This is a genomic window from Candidatus Baltobacteraceae bacterium, from assembly GCA_036488875.1.
In the GTDB taxonomy this organism is placed as follows: Bacteria; Vulcanimicrobiota; Vulcanimicrobiia; order Vulcanimicrobiales; family Vulcanimicrobiaceae; genus JAFAHZ01.
The window spans coordinates 123,248-140,666 of sequence record DASXGW010000012.1 but is presented as its reverse complement, the minus strand read 5'-3'; the positions used below and the strand labels follow the sequence as shown (position 1 = coordinate 140,666).

At 63.2% G+C, this 17,419-nt stretch carries 13 protein-coding genes; 8 read left to right on the top strand and 5 right to left on the bottom strand.

All coding sequences use genetic code 11. The features are described from left to right. On the top strand, positions 1-1,755 hold the full coding sequence (locus VGG89_13650; protein ID HEY1977594.1) for a gamma-glutamyltransferase family protein: 1,755 nt from the start codon (positions 1-3) through the stop codon (positions 1,753-1,755). A gap of 2 nt (positions 1,756-1,757) precedes the next feature. Further along, entirely contained in the window at positions 1,758-3,506 is a 1,749-nt protein-coding gene (locus VGG89_13645; GenBank protein ID HEY1977593.1) for an amidohydrolase, read from the top strand. Between the two features lie 5 nt (positions 3,507-3,511). On the opposite strand, the gene VGG89_13640 is transcribed toward VGG89_13645, so the two are convergent. Then, positions 3,512-4,291 carry a hypothetical protein gene (locus VGG89_13640; GenBank protein HEY1977592.1) on the bottom strand — a complete coding sequence of 260 codons (780 nt, stop codon included), beginning with the start codon at positions 4,289-4,291 and terminating at the stop codon, positions 3,512-3,514. Between the two features lie 150 nt (positions 4,292-4,441). On the opposite strand from VGG89_13640, the gene VGG89_13635 reads away from it, so the two are divergent. Both VGG89_13635 and VGG89_13630 read left to right on the top strand, forming a co-directional pair. After that, the gene (locus VGG89_13635; GenBank protein HEY1977591.1) at positions 4,442-5,029 is read left to right on the top strand and encodes a lysozyme inhibitor LprI family protein; all 588 of its coding nucleotides are present in this window, start codon (positions 4,442-4,444) and stop codon (positions 5,027-5,029) included. A gap of 73 nt (positions 5,030-5,102) precedes the next feature. Further along, positions 5,103-5,861 (top strand): cache domain-containing protein, encoded by a 759-nt coding sequence (locus VGG89_13630; protein ID HEY1977590.1) that lies wholly within the window; start codon positions 5,103-5,105, stop codon positions 5,859-5,861. On the opposite strand, the gene VGG89_13625 is transcribed toward VGG89_13630, so the two are convergent. Then, on the bottom strand, positions 5,831-7,117 hold the full coding sequence (locus VGG89_13625; GenBank protein HEY1977589.1) for a hypothetical protein: 1,287 nt from the start codon (positions 7,115-7,117) through the stop codon (positions 5,831-5,833). The genes VGG89_13630 and VGG89_13625 overlap by 31 nt on opposite strands. Before the next feature lie 132 nt (positions 7,118-7,249). Next, entirely contained in the window at positions 7,250-8,437 is a 1,188-nt protein-coding gene (locus VGG89_13620; GenBank protein ID HEY1977588.1) for an inner membrane CreD family protein, read from the bottom strand. Positions 8,438-8,527: 90 nt separating this feature from the next. Between VGG89_13620 and VGG89_13615 the strand changes: the two genes are divergently transcribed. Continuing rightward, positions 8,528-9,019 carry a hypothetical protein gene (locus VGG89_13615; GenBank protein HEY1977587.1) on the top strand — a complete coding sequence of 164 codons (492 nt, stop codon included), beginning with the start codon at positions 8,528-8,530 and terminating at the stop codon, positions 9,017-9,019. Between the two features lies 1 nt (position 9,020). Here VGG89_13615 and VGG89_13610 read toward each other — a convergent pair whose 3' ends face one another. Further along, on the bottom strand, positions 9,021-12,113 hold the full coding sequence (locus VGG89_13610) for a hypothetical protein (protein ID HEY1977586.1): 3,093 nt from the start codon (positions 12,111-12,113) through the stop codon (positions 9,021-9,023). A gap of 44 nt (positions 12,114-12,157) precedes the next feature. Here VGG89_13610 and VGG89_13605 point away from each other — a divergent pair, with 44 nt between their 5' ends. From VGG89_13605 to VGG89_13595, 3 genes are read left to right on the top strand one after another with little or no spacing between them, the layout of a single operon-like run. After that, on the top strand, positions 12,158-13,054 hold the full coding sequence (locus VGG89_13605) for a YegS/Rv2252/BmrU family lipid kinase (protein ID HEY1977585.1): 897 nt from the start codon (positions 12,158-12,160) through the stop codon (positions 13,052-13,054). Continuing rightward, positions 13,051-13,671, top strand: coding sequence for a phosphatase PAP2 family protein (locus tag VGG89_13600; protein HEY1977584.1), 621 nt, complete (start codon positions 13,051-13,053; stop codon positions 13,669-13,671). Before VGG89_13605 ends, VGG89_13600 begins: the two co-directional genes overlap by 4 nt. 6 nt (positions 13,672-13,677) lie before the next feature. After that, positions 13,678-14,814, top strand: a complete 1,137-nt coding sequence (locus tag VGG89_13595; GenBank protein ID HEY1977583.1) for an alpha-hydroxy acid oxidase — start codon at positions 13,678-13,680, stop codon at positions 14,812-14,814. On the opposite strand, the gene VGG89_13590 is transcribed toward VGG89_13595, so the two are convergent. Next, positions 14,811-17,357 carry a SpoIIE family protein phosphatase gene (locus tag VGG89_13590; protein HEY1977582.1) on the bottom strand — a complete coding sequence of 849 codons (2,547 nt, stop codon included), beginning with the start codon at positions 17,355-17,357 and terminating at the stop codon, positions 14,811-14,813. The genes VGG89_13595 and VGG89_13590 overlap by 4 nt on opposite strands. Positions 17,358-17,419: the final 62 nt, after the last annotated feature.

The following is a 17,419-nucleotide window of genomic DNA, read 5'->3' as shown; positions in this document are numbered from 1 at the left end:
ATGAGCACAGTACGCGCAGCGGCCGCTGCGGCCCTCGCCATCGTGGTGCTGACCGGCGCGGCGAACGATGCGGTGCGCGGGGATCGGGCCGAAGGATGGCTCCCGCAGAGCCGGTCGCCGGTGATGGCGCGCAACGGCGTCGTCACCACGAGTCAACCGCTGGCGGCGCAAGCCGGATTGCACGTGCTCATGCAGGGCGGCAACGCGATCGATGCGGCGATTGCCGCCGATGCCGTGCTTAACGTTACCGAGCCGATGAATGCCGGAATGGGCGGCGATCTCTTTACGATCGTGTACGTTGCCAAAGAGCACCGCGTTCACGTCCTCAACGCGAGCGGTACCGCGCCGACCGGTGCAACGCTCGCGCACCTCAACGAGCTGGGTTACGCGTACGATCCGAAATCGCCGCGACCGGGCTCGGGCATGCCGGACGGCGGAATACTCGACGTCACCGTACCGGGCGCCGCATGGGGATGGGACGACCTCGAGCGGCGTTACGGAACGATGAAGTTGTCGCGCGTTTTGGCGCCGGCAGTCGATTACGCGCGAAACGGTTTTCCGGTTTCCGAGCGGATCGCGCACGAATGGCAGCTTCCCGAAGCGCTTCCGCTGCGCAAATGCTGCACGCAGCTCGATCCCGATTCCGTGGCGACGTGGTACGTTGACGGAAAGCCGCCCGCGCAAGGGCAAATCTTTCGTAACCCGCGGCTCGCGCACGCGCTCGAACTCTTGGGAGCGCGAGGGCGCGACGTGTTTTATCGCGGAGAAATCGCGCGGGCGATCGTGGCGAAGTCGAGATCGCTCGGCGGAACGATGACGCTTGCCGACCTTGCGGCGTATCGCGGTATCTGGACGCAGCCCGTGCGGACCACCTATCACGGATACGACGTCATGGAGCTGCCGCCGCCGTCGCAAGGCTTTGCGACGATCGAAGCGCTAAACGTTTTACAGCAGTGCGTACCGAAGGTCGCCGGCGGTCAGACGCTGGCGTCGCTTGGACCGGCGAATCCGCTGTATTGGCATCTCCTGATCGAAGCCAAGAAGCTCGCCTACGCCGACCTGTACGCGCACGACGCCGACCCAGGCGTCGAATCGGTTCCGCTTGCGCGCCTGCTCTCGACCGATTACGCGGCGTCGCTCTGCGCGAAGATCGATCCCGCGCGCGCTTCGGCGACGTCGCCGCCGGCAATGGACACCGGGCGCGGCGATACGATCGTGCTGTCGACGGCGGACCGATGGGGCAACATGGTGTCGCTGGTCAACAGCAACTACGACGGATTCGGATCGGGAGTCACGGTGCCGGGGTACGGCTTTATTTTGCACGATCGCGGCGGCCTCTTCACGCTCGATCCAAAGAGTCCCAACGTCATTGCGCCGCACAAGCATCCGTTCAACACGTTGTGCGCGGGATTCGTCATGCGCGACGGCAAGCCGTTTGCCACCATCGGTTTGATGGGCGGCGACATGCAAGCGCAGGGACACGAGCAGGTGCTCGTCGATCTGATCGACCTCGGCGCCAACGTGCAGCAAGCCGGCGACATGGCGCGCTTCCGCCACGACCAAGTTTCCAATCGCCTCTACCTCGAATCTCCGCTCTACGCGCTCGTCGGCGATTCGCTGCAGAAGATGGGCTACGACGTCGTATCGCGCAGTCGCGCGCCGATGGGCGGATATCAGGCGATCGTCGTGCTCCCCAACGGCGCGTATAGTGCGGGGTCGGACTTCGGCAAGGACGGCGAAGCCGTCGGATGGTGACGATGAAGCTCGGTCGACCGGGCTTTCTCCGCTCGCTTCTCGCGCTGCTCGGGCTGCCGATGATGCCGCGTGGCGCGAGCGCGGCCGACGCTCCGGCGGATCTGATCGTTACGGGTGCAACGGTACGTACGGCCGACGATTCGTCGAGCACCGCGCAAGCGCTCGCCGTACGAGGCGGGCGTTTCGTTTTTGTAGGCGATACGAACGGTGCCATGCGCTTGCGCGGCGACGGCACGCAAGTGCTCGATCTCTCCGGTAAAACGGTACTGCCGGGGCTCATCGACGCGCATCTCCATCTCACCGACATCGGACTCGCGCTGCACGAAGTCGACTTGGACGGCGTGCCGTCGTTCGAGGAGTTGATTCGCCGCACCGTTGCCTTCGCCAAAACGTCGCCCGACGCGTGGGTCTTAGGCGAGGGCTGGGACCAAAACCGCTGGCCGCAGCGCGTTTTCCCGACGCATCAGGTACTAAGCGCGGCGATTCCCGATCGCCCGGTTGCGCTCGATCGCGTCGACGGTCACGCCGTGTTCGTCAACGCAAAGGCGATGAAACTCGCCGGCATCACGAAGGCGACACCGGATCCGTTCGGGGGTCGCATCGTGCGCGACTCCGGCGGTGAGCCGACCGGCGTGTTCGTCGATAACGCGATGCAGTTGATCTACCGCGCCGTTCCGCCGCCGACCCACGATCAACTGCGGCGCGCGGCGCTAGCCGCCGCAGCCGAGTGTCATCGCTGGGGTGTCACCGGGATCGGCGAAGCGCGCACGTCGGCCGCGGATTTGGGCGTCTACCACGAGCTGGCGGCTTCGGGCGAGTTGTCGTTGCGCAACTACACGCGGCTCGAAGACGATGCCGAGTTGATCGATCGCGAACTGTCCGCCGGCCCGCGGTCGGCGCTGCACGACGGACGGCTGTGGATTCGGGGCATCAAGTTTTTTGCCGACGGCGCGCTCGGGTCGCGCGGCGCGGCACTGCTCGCGCCGTATTCGGACGATCCCGGCAACACCGGATTGATACGAACCCCGCAAGCGCATATCGAGCGAGTCGCGGAGCGCGCACTGCGGGCAGGTTTTCAGGTGAGCGTTCACGCGATCGGCGATCGAGGAAACCGTATGGTGCTCGACGCATACGAGGCGGCTTTGCGCCGCGTTCCGGTCAAGGGCCATCGCTTTAGAATCGAGCACGCGCAGGTCATGACCGCGCAAGATATTCCGCGTCTCAAGCAGCTCGAGCTGATTGCTTCCATGCAGACGACGCATCAAATCAGCGACATGGGCTGGGCGCAGAGCCGCCTTGGACCCGAGCGGATCAAAGGTGCGTACGCGTGGCGATCGATTCTCGATACCGGAACGATTATTGCCAACGGCACGGACTCGCCGGTCGAGCCCGTAAACACGCTGCGTACTTTCCACGCTGCAATCGCGCGCCAGAACGAACAAAACGAACCGCCCGGCGGATGGTATCCGGATCAGCGCATGACGCGCGACGAAGCCCTGCGCTCGATGACCGTTTGGGCGGCGCGCGCCAACTTCCAAGAGGACGTCATTGGTTCCATCACGACCGGAAAGTACGCCGACTTCGTCGTCATGGACCGCGACTGGATGACCGTCGCCCCCGAAGAGGTCATGGGCACGACGGTCTTAGCTACGTACTTTGACGGTAAGCGCGTGTACGACGCTGCAGATCCCGAGCACGTTTCGCGTGCGACGCTTCGTCCGCGCCGCCGGCGCGGGAGCTGCTGCACCTAGGTCGCTTACTTCTTCTTTGCTCCGGGCAGATTGCACACCAGGCAAGGAGTGACCATGACCGTACCGCTCCAAGCGCCGGTGTAGTCGTTCTTGCCCGCGCTGCGTGCGCCGGGAATCCAGTACTGTTCGTAGTTTTCCGGCGTGCCGGCTTGTGCCGAGTCTGCGTAGACGCTGCCGTTGGGACCGTCGACGGGTTTAATCCCCAGCTCGTCGGGCGTACCCAGTTGCGAGTAAGCCGCTGCGGCCCACTGCCAATGAATGCGCATGCCCGCGTCGGGACTCGTAAAGTGAGCGGACCACGTGACCTTTTGATGCGCTGAGAGTCCACTCGGTAGGTAGACGATCATGCCTGTCATGAACTTTCGCGGGGAGAGCGTGGACGGGTAAGTCGAATCGAAAAAACCTCCGGAATAATTTACGGTAGCTTGCGTTGCGGACGTGGAAACGTTGACGACCGCATCGGGGCCCGTGTAGGTTTGCCCGTCCAGCAGAACCTTGGAGTTGATCACTTGGAACGTCCCGCTGCTCACGCCGTTGAGGAAGAAGCTGCTGATGAACCAGACGTAGCTTCCCGCGGGGATGGTCTTTCCGTTGAAGTGAACCGTGATACTGGCATCGCATTTTGCCGGGCGAAATTTCGGCGAAACGACGGTGGCCGGCGACACGGCTAAGCGCATTTGCGTGGGAACGACCGCCTGCGACGGGCCCGAAGCGCCGCCACCGCAGCCCGCTGCGAAGACCGAACTCGCAGCGAAAATGCAGAGAAGTTTCGTTGGGAAACGCATGTGAGAACCTCCTGGTCCCAATATGCGGCTCGCACGACCGGCGAGTAAGTAACGAGGGTCACCTTCGGCGGAGGCTTTAGCCCATCGGAGTCGTGACTTTAGAATCGGGCCGAAAAGGTTAGGTCCTGGGGACGGGGTAGTCACTCTGCGATGTTTCCTGCCTTCGTACTCGTCGCTACGGTAGAGCAATGCAATACCGGGACGACCTACGATATGCGAACGTGCTGGAGCAAGCGCGCCGATACCGCAAGCGAGGCGCTGGATGCTGCGCAGCAGCGTGTCGCCGCCGAGCTGCAAAAGCTGCACATCGATCCCAAGCCGTTTGCCGCGGCGACGGCTGCGTGGAGGAGCGCTCGCGACGAGACGTGCGCATTCGAATACCGGCAATACTTGCCGGGAACGATCGCGCCGCAGCTGCAGACCGAGTGCGGCTTTCGCATGACGCAGGCGCGGGCGCAGCGACTGGAAGCGTTGACCGAGTCCTTACGTGATCACGGTGCCGTTGCGGCGCAAGCCCCGATATCGACTGATGTCGACACCGAGCTCAGCCGGGTTTACGGTCTCTATCGAACGCGCATTACGCCTGAGCTGCGCGCGCCGTTGGAAGCCTCCCAAAGAGCGTGGCTCGTCTATCGGAAAAAGGAGTGTGCGGTCGAAGGCGGCTCGTGCATTGCCGAGCTCGCAAGAGAACGCGTCACGGAACTCGAGGATTCCTGGGTGGGCGAAGCGTTTTGGTAGGCGGCTAATACACCACGCGAGGCTGGGTCGCGGCGATGAAGGCCTTTTTCACCCTCGTACTGTAGCACACCGCATGTATAAGAGACTCGTTGCAACCCTCTTCGTACTGCTGCTTTGTGCGGGAACCGCCCAGGCCGCGGCGCCCTTCCAAGTCAACGGCGACGTTGGATTGTCGTCGCTGATCGCGCTCTCCGACGGGCGCATGCAATCGATGGCGTCGATACTCGAAGCCATCGCTGAAAGTCCGTCCGTGCAAACGGGTCAATGGAGCCAAATACAGCGACCGTTGCGCGAGGCGGCGGCACTCGGAATCCCGGGCAGTTTGCTCTTTGCGCAGCCCGACGGTACGTATTGGACGCTCGCCGGCGGAAAGATTAACGCCAACGTTGCCGACCGCGACTACTTTAAGACGGCGATGAGCGGACGGATTTCGATCGGCGATTTGATAACGGGCCGTTCGACGGGGAAAGCACAGACGATGGTCGCCGTCCCGGTTCGAAACGCAAGCGGTTCGGTGATCGGCGTGCTGGCGGGATCAGTCTTTCTCGAAGAGCTGAGCGCAGCGCTCAAGCAAGAGCTCGGCATCGGACCGAACGTCATCTTCTGGGCGATCGACGGCAGCGGGAAGATCGCCATTCACAGCGACGCGTCGAACCTTTTCGTCGAGCCGCGCAAGATGTCGCCCGCACTGGCCAAAGTGGGCGACGAAATGCTCGCGAACGATAGCGGGACCATGACGTATTCGTTCCGCGGCGCGGAGCGAACGATCGTCTATCGCAAATCGAACGTGAGCGGCTGGCGCTACGGCTTTGGCATCGTAACCGGCCGCTGACGTAAAGCCGGCGACGGACACGGCGATGGGGAGGGCGGCGGCGACGCCGTCTTCCCCGACCTGCCGAGAATGTCGGCGGCTTGCGACAGCGTTTTTTGCCAAGCACGATGGTACTGGCAATAGGTTGGATACTGCGGATCGTCGGCAGTCAGCCACTCTTGCGGATAGAGTTCGAAAATCTGCGCGTGGTTGAGCATGGCGTACGGCAGCAAGCTCGTCAGCGGTGCGATGGTAATCTTCGTGTCCAACGTGAAGTTGATGGGCTGAAACTCCTCCGGCACGGTTCCCGCGGCGGCGTTGAAGGCGCCGCACCAATACTCCGCATTGGTGCAAGGCTCAGGCGTAGAACCGTAGTTACCCGAACCGAGATTCTCGGTTCCGATTCCGACGCCCACGCCGGCCGCGGCCGATGCCACGGCACTTGCGACCGGATACGGCGACGCTGTATCCATAAAAGGATTGAGCGCAACGATCTGCTGCACCGTCGAGCGGTTTGCGCGCGAGGTTCGGCCGATGTAGCGCGTCAAGTCCGCGCTAAACGTGGCCCAGAAACGCGCTCCCGAAAGTCCGTGTTGCTGCCAAGCCGGGAAGCAATTGCCGTCGGCACCATGCTGCGCAAAGTCCTCGGCACCCGCTCCTAAACCAAAACGCATATAGCCGATGCGCGAATCGCGCCCGTATTTCTTGATGACCGCCGCGATGAACGCGCGCCACGGGCCTTTATACCGTGGATTCCAGTAGATGGGCGTCGGCGGTCCCGGATTGATTCCCGGCCCCGGACTCGTGCACGCCGCGACGGTCGGAACGGGGTTTGGTCCCGTGAGTACGTAACTCGGCGTGGCCGTATCGATCGAGCCGGCTTCGTTGACGCCGATAAACAACATGTTCGCGCGTTTCCCGGCGGCGATCCACGGCGCGATCGTCTTTTCGACGAGCGACCAGTGATATTGGTGCGCCGCGGTGGGGCCCTTGTCGATTCCCGACCAGAGGAAGTCGATGCTCGCGCCGCACAGTTTCGGATCGCTCGGCAGATATTCCAGAATGTCGGGATTCGCCGTGGTTAGGCGGGTGCTGTCGATCCAGACCATGAGACCGTGAACCGCCGTCGGATCCGCGGCCTTCGGCGCGTCTCCACGACACGACGCGCCTCGCGGCGCCATAGCCGCCGGAACAAACGTGGATGGCCCATGCTGCTGCGGCAACACCGAACCGCAGGCCGTCAACGCCACAGTGAGAAATAACGCGCGCGGTTTCATAACGTGTCGCCCCTTTGCAAAGGTACGTAAGACGTCGAGCGAACGTTCCCTTGTGGTCGTTCCCGTGGCGCTCGTGACGGCGAGAATCGTCCTGATGATCGGCGACACCGGATGCATGGCGCGGGGGCAACACTAAGCAAAGCGCTCGCTCCACCGGATCCGGCCGGTGAGCTGCATCGCAACGAAAAGCGTAACGATGGCACCGATGGTGATCGTGAGCCCGCTCCAGCCCTCGTTGAACAGTGCGTACGAGAAGAGGACGAGGTAGACGAACTGGGCAAAGGCGCTTTCGACCGCTGCGAACCGCAGGCCGACCACGAGCCGCAGATACGAGACGGTGAGGAACATCGACACGATCGAACAGATCGCGAACGCGGCCTCTAGTGCGATGCGGTCGACCAAGTACGCGAGCAAAAGGTGGAACGCGAAGAACGCGGCCGCGAGAAAGAAGTAGTTGACGGGATGCAGGTCGATGCCGCGTAGCGTCGTGATCAGAAGCATCACGAAGAAGTAGAAGAGCAAGGCGATCGGCGCCCAGAACGTGATGCGCTCGGCGAGCGGTCCCGGCTGCAGCGGATACGGAATGACCATACCGATGCTGTCGCTCGTCACCAGGCTCTGATAGTTCCACTGGAGGCGCGAACCGCCGCCCGATCGCGTCTCGAGCGTCGGCGGAAGGCTTTGCGTTGGGAAATCGATGGCATCGAAGTTGGTCGTCATCGTCATTGCAAAGTCGCGGACGGACTCGACGCTGGTGGCGCCGGATTGGTCGGCTTTGAAATCGTAAGTCCAGGAGTCCATGCCGTGCGAGCGATACCCTACATCGATGGTCGTCGATTGGCCGGGATCGAGATTGAACTCGACGCGATCCGCGTTGAGGGCGTTGGCATTGTCGATGAGACGGCCGCCGATACGAAAGGCCAAGTCGATGTAGCTTCCGCCCGTAGACGGCAAGGGCAATTCCACGACCAGGTGCGGTGACGTCGAATCGTTGCGTACGACGTAACGTCCGGCGAAGCTGACGTCGTACATGTTGTACCAGAGCAGCCCCTTTCGCCGCTGCTCCACGTTGAGACCCACGTTGATGCGGCTGCTGCGTATCGGAATGAAGACGAGAAGTTCCTTATCTTTCTTCAGCGCGACGCGGCTAAAGACACGCGGCGCCACTTGCGTTTGCGTCGATCCCCACAACGAGCTCAAGCGTTCGCGCTGCGTGCTGTCGGATTGCGACGTGCGCGCGACGAGCGTTTGACCGAGGATCATCCAAGATAGTGCGGCGCCGCAAAAGATCACGGCGATGGCGATCAATCGTTTGAGCACGGAATAACGGTCCCTCCGATTAACTTTGTATCACAAAGTTATTGGGGACGCAAGGCCTGCACCGGCGCACGTTCGAAGCACTCGGGCGCTATGCGTATGAATGCGTTTGTGGTCGTCGCCGGACTGCTGACCCTGGTGGCGGCCGCTCCCAAAGGGTCCGGCTCCAGAATGTGCGTGCTGACGCCGGCCGACTTTGCCGCAGCGGGCGTTTCCGGAACGTCTCATCCGTCGGCGAACGTCGATGACGGCGGCAACAGCGTGTACTGCGTCTACCGCGGCAAATCGGGGGCGACGGGCGGCGTGGAGCTCGACGTCTTCTATCCCGCCGGCGCGGCGACCGATGTCGAGCAGACGTTCAAAACCGTGCTAGCCTCCGATCCGGGAGCTCACTACGATCCCGAATCGGTGCCGGGGAGCAGCGAATCGATGTACTCGCTGAAAACCCCGCAAAGCGGCCATCCCGATTTTGCCGCCAACGCGGTGCGCCGCGGCGACCTCGTCTTTTCGGTCTCGCTCCCGTCCTCGCCGAATGCTAAGGCGCAGTTGCTGCGCCTTAGCTCCATCGTCTTAGAGCGGCTTTAAGCTAGCGCGTAACGGCCGCTAACCGTTCCTCACCGGCCGCCGCAAGGGCTTTGATGTCGGCGAACGCGGCGTACTCCGCGGCGGTCGGCTTCTGGTACGCGCCCTCGAGCGAGTTCATCAGGAATCCGAGCTGTTCGCGGATCATGTCCGGATACAAAACGTCGGACTCGCTGGACCGCATCTTGAGCATCACGAGCTTGGCGATCTCGGCATCGATCGCAGCGCGTTTGGACGGAGTCCGCTTTGCAACGTCCATCGCGCTTGCGATCGCGCGATCGAGCGTGTTGATCGAGTCGAGAATCTGTTTCTCGAGCGCGAGACGCGCTTCCAAATCGCCCGCTCCCGGGTGCAGGCGCGGATCGAGTTCGACGGTGAACGGCGCCTGCATGGTCTGGCCGCCGTACTTGAACACGACGGTGTACTTGCCGGGCAGAATCGTCGGACCGTCCGACACGTCCGGAAAATCGTCGGTTTCAGCGCGACGGAATCCGGGCGGATCGAATCCCGGCTCGTTCTTCATATCCCATTGGAAGACGTTCGTGCCTGGCTCGACCGCGGTGAGGTCGGCGAGGTTGCGCTCACGCGACTGCGTTGAGTCGAGATTGGCGCGCTGTTCGTCGGTGAGTTTCTTTTCGTGTTTGGGCTTGAGGTGCAGGTTAAAGCTGCGAATCGTCGCCCCGTTGGCGTCAACGAACGAGAGCGTCGCGGGCGTGCGTCCGTCGTAGCTCTTGGGAAGGTTGAAGAAGACGGTCGCGCCGTACTTCGGATTCTCCCCGACGTTGGGAATGGGGAACGGTGAGCTGCCGAACTCCGACGTGAGCCATGCGGTGTCGGGTGCAAATACCTGGGCGTTGGCAACCGAATACGACGTCTGACGCGCGAGCTGCTCGAGCAGCGCGAGATTGTCGAGAATCCAGAACGAGCGGCCGTGGGTTCCGGCGACGAGATCGCCTTGACGTACGCTGATCGCTAAGTCGCGAACCTGCACGCCCGGAAGATCCAAGGTCAACGGCTGCCATTGCGCTCCGCCGTCGAGGCTCACGTAGACCGTGCTGCGCGTGCCGGCGAAGAGCAGGCGAGGTTCGCGCGGGTCTTGGCGCACGACCATTACGTACTGATCCGGCGGCAAGCCATTGGTCATCGTCGTCCAATGCGCGCCGTAATCGGTCGTCTTATACAGGTAGGGGTGATAGTCGTCCCATTGGTAGCGCGATGCGCTCAAATACGCAGTGCCTTTATCGGTGTGCGACGGCTCGATCGTGGTGATCTCCGTCCACTGCGGCATCTGCGGCGGGGTGATCGATGTCCAGTGCGCGCCATGATCCGTGGTCACGTGCACCAGGCCATCTTGCGAACCGGCCCACAGAATGTTGCCGTCGAGCGGCGACGCGGCCAGCGACGCGATGTCCGGGAACGTTTCGGCGCCGGTCTCGTCGAGGAAGATCGGACCACCCGACGGTCCCTCGGTAGATGGATCGTTACGCGTCAGATCGGGGCTAATAGCCGACCACGTTTGACCCAGATCGGTGCTCGACCAGACCACTTGCGATCCGACGAGCAGCTCCTTTGGATTGCCCTGACTGAAGAAGATCGGGTGGGTCCAGGCAAAGCGATACTTCTCTTCGCTTGCGTGACTGCCGGCCATGTAGCGCGGCCACGGGCTGACGTTCTTGAACTGTCCCGTATCGCGATTGAGCTGCACCATGGAGCTGTAATATCCGCTTCCGTAAGTCGTATGCGGGCTGTCGGGCTGCGGTGCGACCCACGTGCTCTCGCCGAGCGCGACGGTGTGCACGTGCTGATCGCCGATGCCGTCCCACGCGGCGCTAACGGTTTCGTACGCGCCTTCGTCTTGCTGAGCGCCGTAGACGTGGAACGGGAATTGATCGTCGATGGCGACCTTATAGAACTGGCCGGTGGGCTGATTGTGATCGGTGCTCCAGTTGTCGCCGCCGTCGACCGACACCGTCGCGCCGCCGTCGTCGCCTTCCAGCAAGATCTTCGGATTACGCGGATTGATCCAGACGATGTGGCAATCGCCGTGCGGGGGATTCAGCGCCGTCCACTTCTTGCCTCCGTTGGTCGTCTTCCAGACGCCGTCGACGTTGGGAGCGTACGCAACCTGCGGATTGGTCGGATCGACGAAGATCGCAGTGTAATAGAAGGCACGCTGGCGCAGCTTCATCTCGTCGTTGACCCGCTGCCACGTCGCTCCGCCGTCGGTGGAGCGGAAGACGCCGCCGTCGGCCGCTTGTACGATCGAATAGACGATGCGCGGATTGCTAGCCGCGACGGAAACGCCGATCTTGCCGAGCAGTCCGCGTGCGAAACCCGGATTGGATGAAATCTTCTTCCAGTGCGCGCCGCCGTCGGCGCTCTTGTACAGCGCGCTGCCCGGTCCGCCGCTCGTCAGCGTCCAAGGCTTGCGTTGAACTTGCCACATCGCGGCGTAGAGCACGTTCGGTTGGCTCGGGGCCATTGTAAGGTCGACGGCACCGGTGTTTTCGTCGACGAAGAAGATCTTGCGCCAGGACTTGCCGCCGTCGGTCGTCTTGAAGATGCCGCGTTCGGTGTTGGGAGTAAAGACGTGACCGAGCGACGACGCGTACACGACGTTGGCATTTCGCGGATCGACGACGAGCTTGGTCGTCATATGCGTCTCGCGTAAGCCCGCGTAGTGCCACGTCTTGCCGGCGTCGGTCGTTTTGTAGACCCCGTCGCCGGTGTCGAAATCTTGACGGATGTCAGCTTCACCGGTACCGGCGTAGATCACGTTCGAGTTCGACGGAGCGACCGCCAGCGCGCCGATCGGGTTGGCAATGCCGGGGATCTTTCCGTCGGTGATGTTCGTCCAGTCTTGGCCGTAATCGGTGCTTTTCCAAACGCCGCCTTGAACGCCGCCCATGTAAAACAGGTCGGGATTGGTCGCCACTCCGGCGACCGCGACGACGCGCCCGCCGATAAACGGGCCGATATTTCGCCAGTGCAGCTTGCTCATGAGCTGCTGTGCGGGCGAAGACGAGTCGGCGGCGCGAGTCATCAGCGGCGAACCGACGAGCGATACCGCGAGAGCGGCAGCAAGAAGACGCTTCATACTCGCGATATCGCGCCGAATCGTGGGGAAAATCCTTTCGTATTATGGAGGTTCGTCGTGCGGCGGTTATTGCGCGCCTGCGGTCCCGCCGCGGCGCCGAGGCGCTATGGCGGATTCCCGCCATGCTCGCCGAGCGGGGAATCGACGTCGTCGAAACGTGCGGCGTCGAAACGCGAAAGCAGCTGCGCAAGGCGATCAAACGAGCGCGACGGCGCTCGGGGCTGATCGTTGTCTGCGGCGGCGACGGCACCTTGACGTCCGCCGTCGCGTTATTTGCCCATCGGGACGTGACGCTGGGCGTCGTACCGTCGGGAACGGTCAACAGTTTTTCGCGCAACCTCGGAATCGATCAGACGTTTGAAGGCGCCGCCGACACGATCGCTCACGGCGTCGAACGGCGGGTCGACCTCGGCCGCGTCAACGGCACGTACTTTGCGAACTTTCTGACCGTCGGCATCGAAGCAGACGTGGCGCGAAAGACGACCCGGCCGCTCAAAAAGGTTCTCGGGCCGCTTGCATATGGTGCTGCGGCGCTCGGTCCGTTCTTGAGTCATCGTCCGTTTCGCTGCGCGCTGCGCTGGGGCAAACGCCGGCTTCGGCTGCAAACGCATCACGTCATCGTCGCCAACGGCCGGTATTACGGATATCGTCCCATCGACGAAAACGCGGCCCAGGCGGGCGGCAAGCTGACCGTCTTCGTGCGCGACGAACGCGGCAGGTTGGGGCTGCTCTTCACGTACGCTGCGCTCGCGCTGGGCAAACAGCGATCGATCGACGGCGCCAGGCTGTGGTCGACGTTCGATTCGGTGAAGATTCGCACCGATCCGGTGCAGCGCTTCGCCGTCGACGGGCACGTGCTGGGCAAAACGCCGATCTCGATTCGCGCCGTTCCCGCAGCTCTACGAGTGATGACCGCGTCGGGCGCGCTCGATCGCACGTGACGCTCGAAACGCGGCTGTTCCTGGCGAGCGCGATATGCTTCGTCGCGTTTCTCGCGCTGGGTTACGCCGTTTGCCGCAGGCGGCAGCTTTGGCCGCTCGACGCGCGCGCGCGAGCGCTCATCGGTCAAGCGACGCCGCTCGCCGCGCTGTTTACGTTGAGCGGCCGCGCGTTTGCGCTGGCTGCCGTAGCGATTGCTGCGATCGTAGGGATCTTCGCGCTGCACGGCAATCTCGTCGTCGCCGCGGCGATTCTCGCGGCGCAAACCTGCTCGCAAGGCGTTGCCGAGTTTGCAAAACGGCGTTTTCGACGCGCGCGCCCCGACGATTGGATCTTTCACCAAGAGTTGGGTTTCTCGTACCCGAGCGGTCATGCGTCGACCGCCGCGCTGTTCTTTGGATCCTGGCTGGTTTACGCCGTCTCCGCCGGTGGGTGGAGTCCCCAGGTCATCGCCGCCGTCGCGGTGTTGTCGCTCTGGATCGCCGGTATCGACTGGTCGCGACTGGCGCTGGGCGCGCACTATCCGACCGACGTCGCCGGAGGCACGCTGTTTGGGTGCGGTTGGCTCTGGCTGCTGTGGGGCGCGCTGTTACATTTCGGCGCCCTTCATCCGAAATGAATTTCGATGCAGGCAATCTCGATCGAAGATCTTCGCCGCGGCGCGCGCAGGCGATTGCCGCGGGTCGCCTTCGATTATATCGACGGCGGTGCCGACGGCGAAGTCACGCTCGCTGAGAATTGCAACGCGTTCGACCGCCTGACGTTCCGGCCGCGCATGGCGGTGCCCAGCGGCCCGTGCAATTTGCGAACGACGATTCTCGGCACGCAGATGGAGCTGCCGTTTCTTTTAGCGCCGGTGGGAAGCAGCCGGCTGTTTTACCCGCGCGGCGAATGCGTTGCCGCCGCACAGGCCGGAGCGGCGGGTACGGGCTACGTTTTGTCGACGCTGTCGGGCTGCCGGCTGGAAGACGTTAAGGCCGCGACGCCCGGTCCGGCGTGGTTCCAACTCTATGTTCTGGCGGGTCGCGATGCAGCCGCCGCCGCGATCGCGCGCGCTCGCGCGGCGGGTTACGGCGCGCTCGTCGTTACCGTCGACACTCCCGTTGCGGGTCTGCGCGAGCGCGACGTTCGTAACGGCGCAAAAGAGCTTTCAAGCGGAAATATCCTCGAGATGCTCCCCTACATCGGGCAGCTCGCGATGCGACCCGCGTGGACGATCGACTTCTTACGCGACGGTGGCTTGATGAAGTTTCCCAACGTCGTCGTTCCCGGTGAGGGCATCATGAGTTATGCCGACGTTGCCGCTGCGCTGGAACGCGCGCGGTGCGGTTGGGACGATTTGCGCTGGATCCGCGACGAGTGGAAGGGGCCGATCGTGGTCAAGGGCGTGTTGAGCGCCGACGATGCGCGGCGCGCGGTCGACGAAGGCGCCGACGCGATCGTCGTCTCCAATCACGGCGCTCGCCAACTCGACTGTGTCACGTCCACAATCGCCGCGCTGCCCGAGGTCGTTGCGGCCGTCGGCGATCGAACCGAAGTTCTGCTCGACAGCGGCGTTCGCCGCGGCAGCGACGTCGTCAAAGCGATCTGCTTGGGTGCGCGCGCGGTGCTTATCGGACGAGCTTACGCGTACGGTTTAGGCGCTGCCGGCGGCCCCGGCGTCGCGCGAGCGATTGCAATTCTGCGCGACGGTGTCGTTCGCACGCTGCGGCTGCTCGGGTGTCACGACGTCGGTGCGCTCGACCGTTCCTATCTGGACTAGAGTTCGACGCGGATGTGATTGCCGCAGTTGAAGATATGTTCGACGCGTACGCTTCGCGCGAGTTGGCGCACGATGAAGAGTCCGCGGCCTCGCTCGCTCAGGATATCGATCGGTAAGTGTGCTTGCACGTCGAACGCCGTCCCCGTGTCGATGACGTGCAGCACGGCGTGTCCGCCGGTCCAAAACAGCTGCGTCTCGACGGGTCCGGGAGCGTGGGATACGACGTTTCCGAGCAACTCGCCGAACACGAGCTCGGCTTGCGCGATGCAATCGGGATCGTCCGTGCGCGTTTGCAGGAACTGAACGAAATGCAGGCGTGCGTCGGCGGCGGCGCGCGCGTCTTCGGTAGCAAACGACCACACCGGCGTTTCTCCGAGTACCACCGTTAAGACGGCGACGTCGTCGCGCGGCTTACTCGGCAGACACGTTCGCGCGACGAGTTTTGCCGGCGCCACCGACGCCACGATCGCCTCGCTGGTCAACAGGCGTTCCAACGACGCTTCCCCTTCGAGCACGTCTTGATTCCACTCGACCAATCCGTCGGTATAGAGAACGAGGGCGTCGCCGGCGTCGAGCTCGATCGTCTGCGAAGCCGCCGGTTCGTGCGCGTGCCGAATCCCCAGCGGCAGGCCGCCGCACGCGAGTTGGCTCAGCCCACCGTTGCGGTGCCGCAAATACGGCCACGGATGCCCGGCATTGGCGTAACGGATCGTCTTACGATCGGGACTCACGATGCCGACGAAGGCGGTAACGATGGCCTCCGGATAGCGTTTACGCAAAAACCACTCGGCGGAATCGAGGATTTTCGTCGGATCGGAAACGTGCTTGGGCACGATGCCCATGGCGTGGCGGACTTTGCTCATGATCGCCGCGGCTTCGATACCGTGTCCGGTCACGTCGCCGACGCTCACGACGACCGACCCGTCGTCCAGCTCGACGACGTCGTACCAGTCGCCGCCGACTTCCGCTTCGTCGCCGGCCGGCAGATAGGCGGCATCCAGGCGCATGCCTTGAGGTTTGGGAATGAGCGACGGCAGCGAGGCTTGCTGTAAGGTCGTTGCGATCCGGCGCTCCCGTTCGAACGTCTCGGCGCGCGCCAGCGCGACGGAAAGGCGCGCCGCGATCTCTTCGTGCAACGCGCAATCCCGGTCGCGGTCGAAGGAGCGTTCGGAGTAATACACGATCAGCGCGCCGTACGTCGCCGGTGCCGAATAGAGCGGAACGATGACCGTGGTCTTCGGATCGGTGGCTTCAATCTGCGGCGACAAGTACGGCCATGCGCGAGCGCGGACCGCCTCGATGTCGTCGGGGTGGCGCACGATGCTCTGATGTTTGCGTAAACTCGTCGCGAGCTCGGCCTCGGCCTCGGGCCGCAGCGTGCGTTTTCCGCGCATCTCGCCCACGATTGCATTTTTCGTCGGATCGCGATGCGCCGCGCACGCAACGCGCACCGCGTCGCCTTCCAACCGCACGATCGTGCAGGCGTCGGCGACCTCCGCCGCGACCATACGTGCGAGACGTTCGAACGTGGCACCGACGTCCGAAGACTCGAAGAGCAGCTGATTGACGCGGCCGATGAATCGCAGCGTCTGCGCCGTTCGGCGCTCGCGTTCGAAAGCGGTGGAATTCTCGAGCGCGATGCCGGCCCGCTTAGCGACGCTCGTCGCAATCTCGAGATCGGTCGCGCTGAAAACTCTTCCCGATTCCGACGAGACCATCGTGATTGCGCCGTACGCATTGTGATCGGTAACCAGCGGCACGACCATCAGCGAATGGATCTGCAGACGCTTGAGCACTTCGAGGTGGCGTTCGTCGCGCGCCGCGGCTTCGAGCTGCTCGGGCAAAAGGCGTTCCACGACGTAGCCGCTGCGTTGTGCCAAAACCGCGTCGAGCTGTTCGTCGGGACCGCTCGCACTGCGATCGCGAAACTCTTTGACGTAGCGCACCAAGCGTTTATCTTTGTGCGCGATCGCCACGGTCTTTGCCGCACCGTCCTCACGCAGCACGACGAAGCACCAGTCGGCGAAGCGTTCGATGGTTACTCGGGCCAGCGCGTCGCACACGGCGTAGACGTCCAGCGTCGACGCGAGTGCGTTGCCGGCTTCGACGACGAAGTCGAGCCGATCGCGCGAGCGGCGCTGCTCGTCGATGTCGGTAGCGGTGCCGATCCAACGGGCGATGTGTCCGCGCGCGTCCGTGACGGGCACGGCTCGCTCGAGGAACCAGCGGTAGGTGCCGTCACTCCCTCGCTTGATGCGGTGCTCGATCTCGTACGGTTCGCCGGTGGCCAACGCGCGCTTCCAGCGCTCCCACGTCGCTTCCAGCTCGTTGGCGTGAACGATGCCCAGTGCCGCGCGGTCTTCGAGTGTGTAGTCGTGGAGCGTTACGCCGGTATAGTCGATCCAGCGCTGGTTGAGATAATCGATAACGCCGTCGGCGGTCGCCGACCAGACGAGTTGAGGCATCGCCTCGGCAATCATTCGAAAGCCGACGTCGAGCTCGGCGCCAAGATTCTCCCCTGGGGTGACGCGTCGCTTCTGCATCCTTGGAAAGCGTCTTTTCGACCCGGGCGGGCGCGGACTTTCTTCTTGCCGACGAAGCAAGC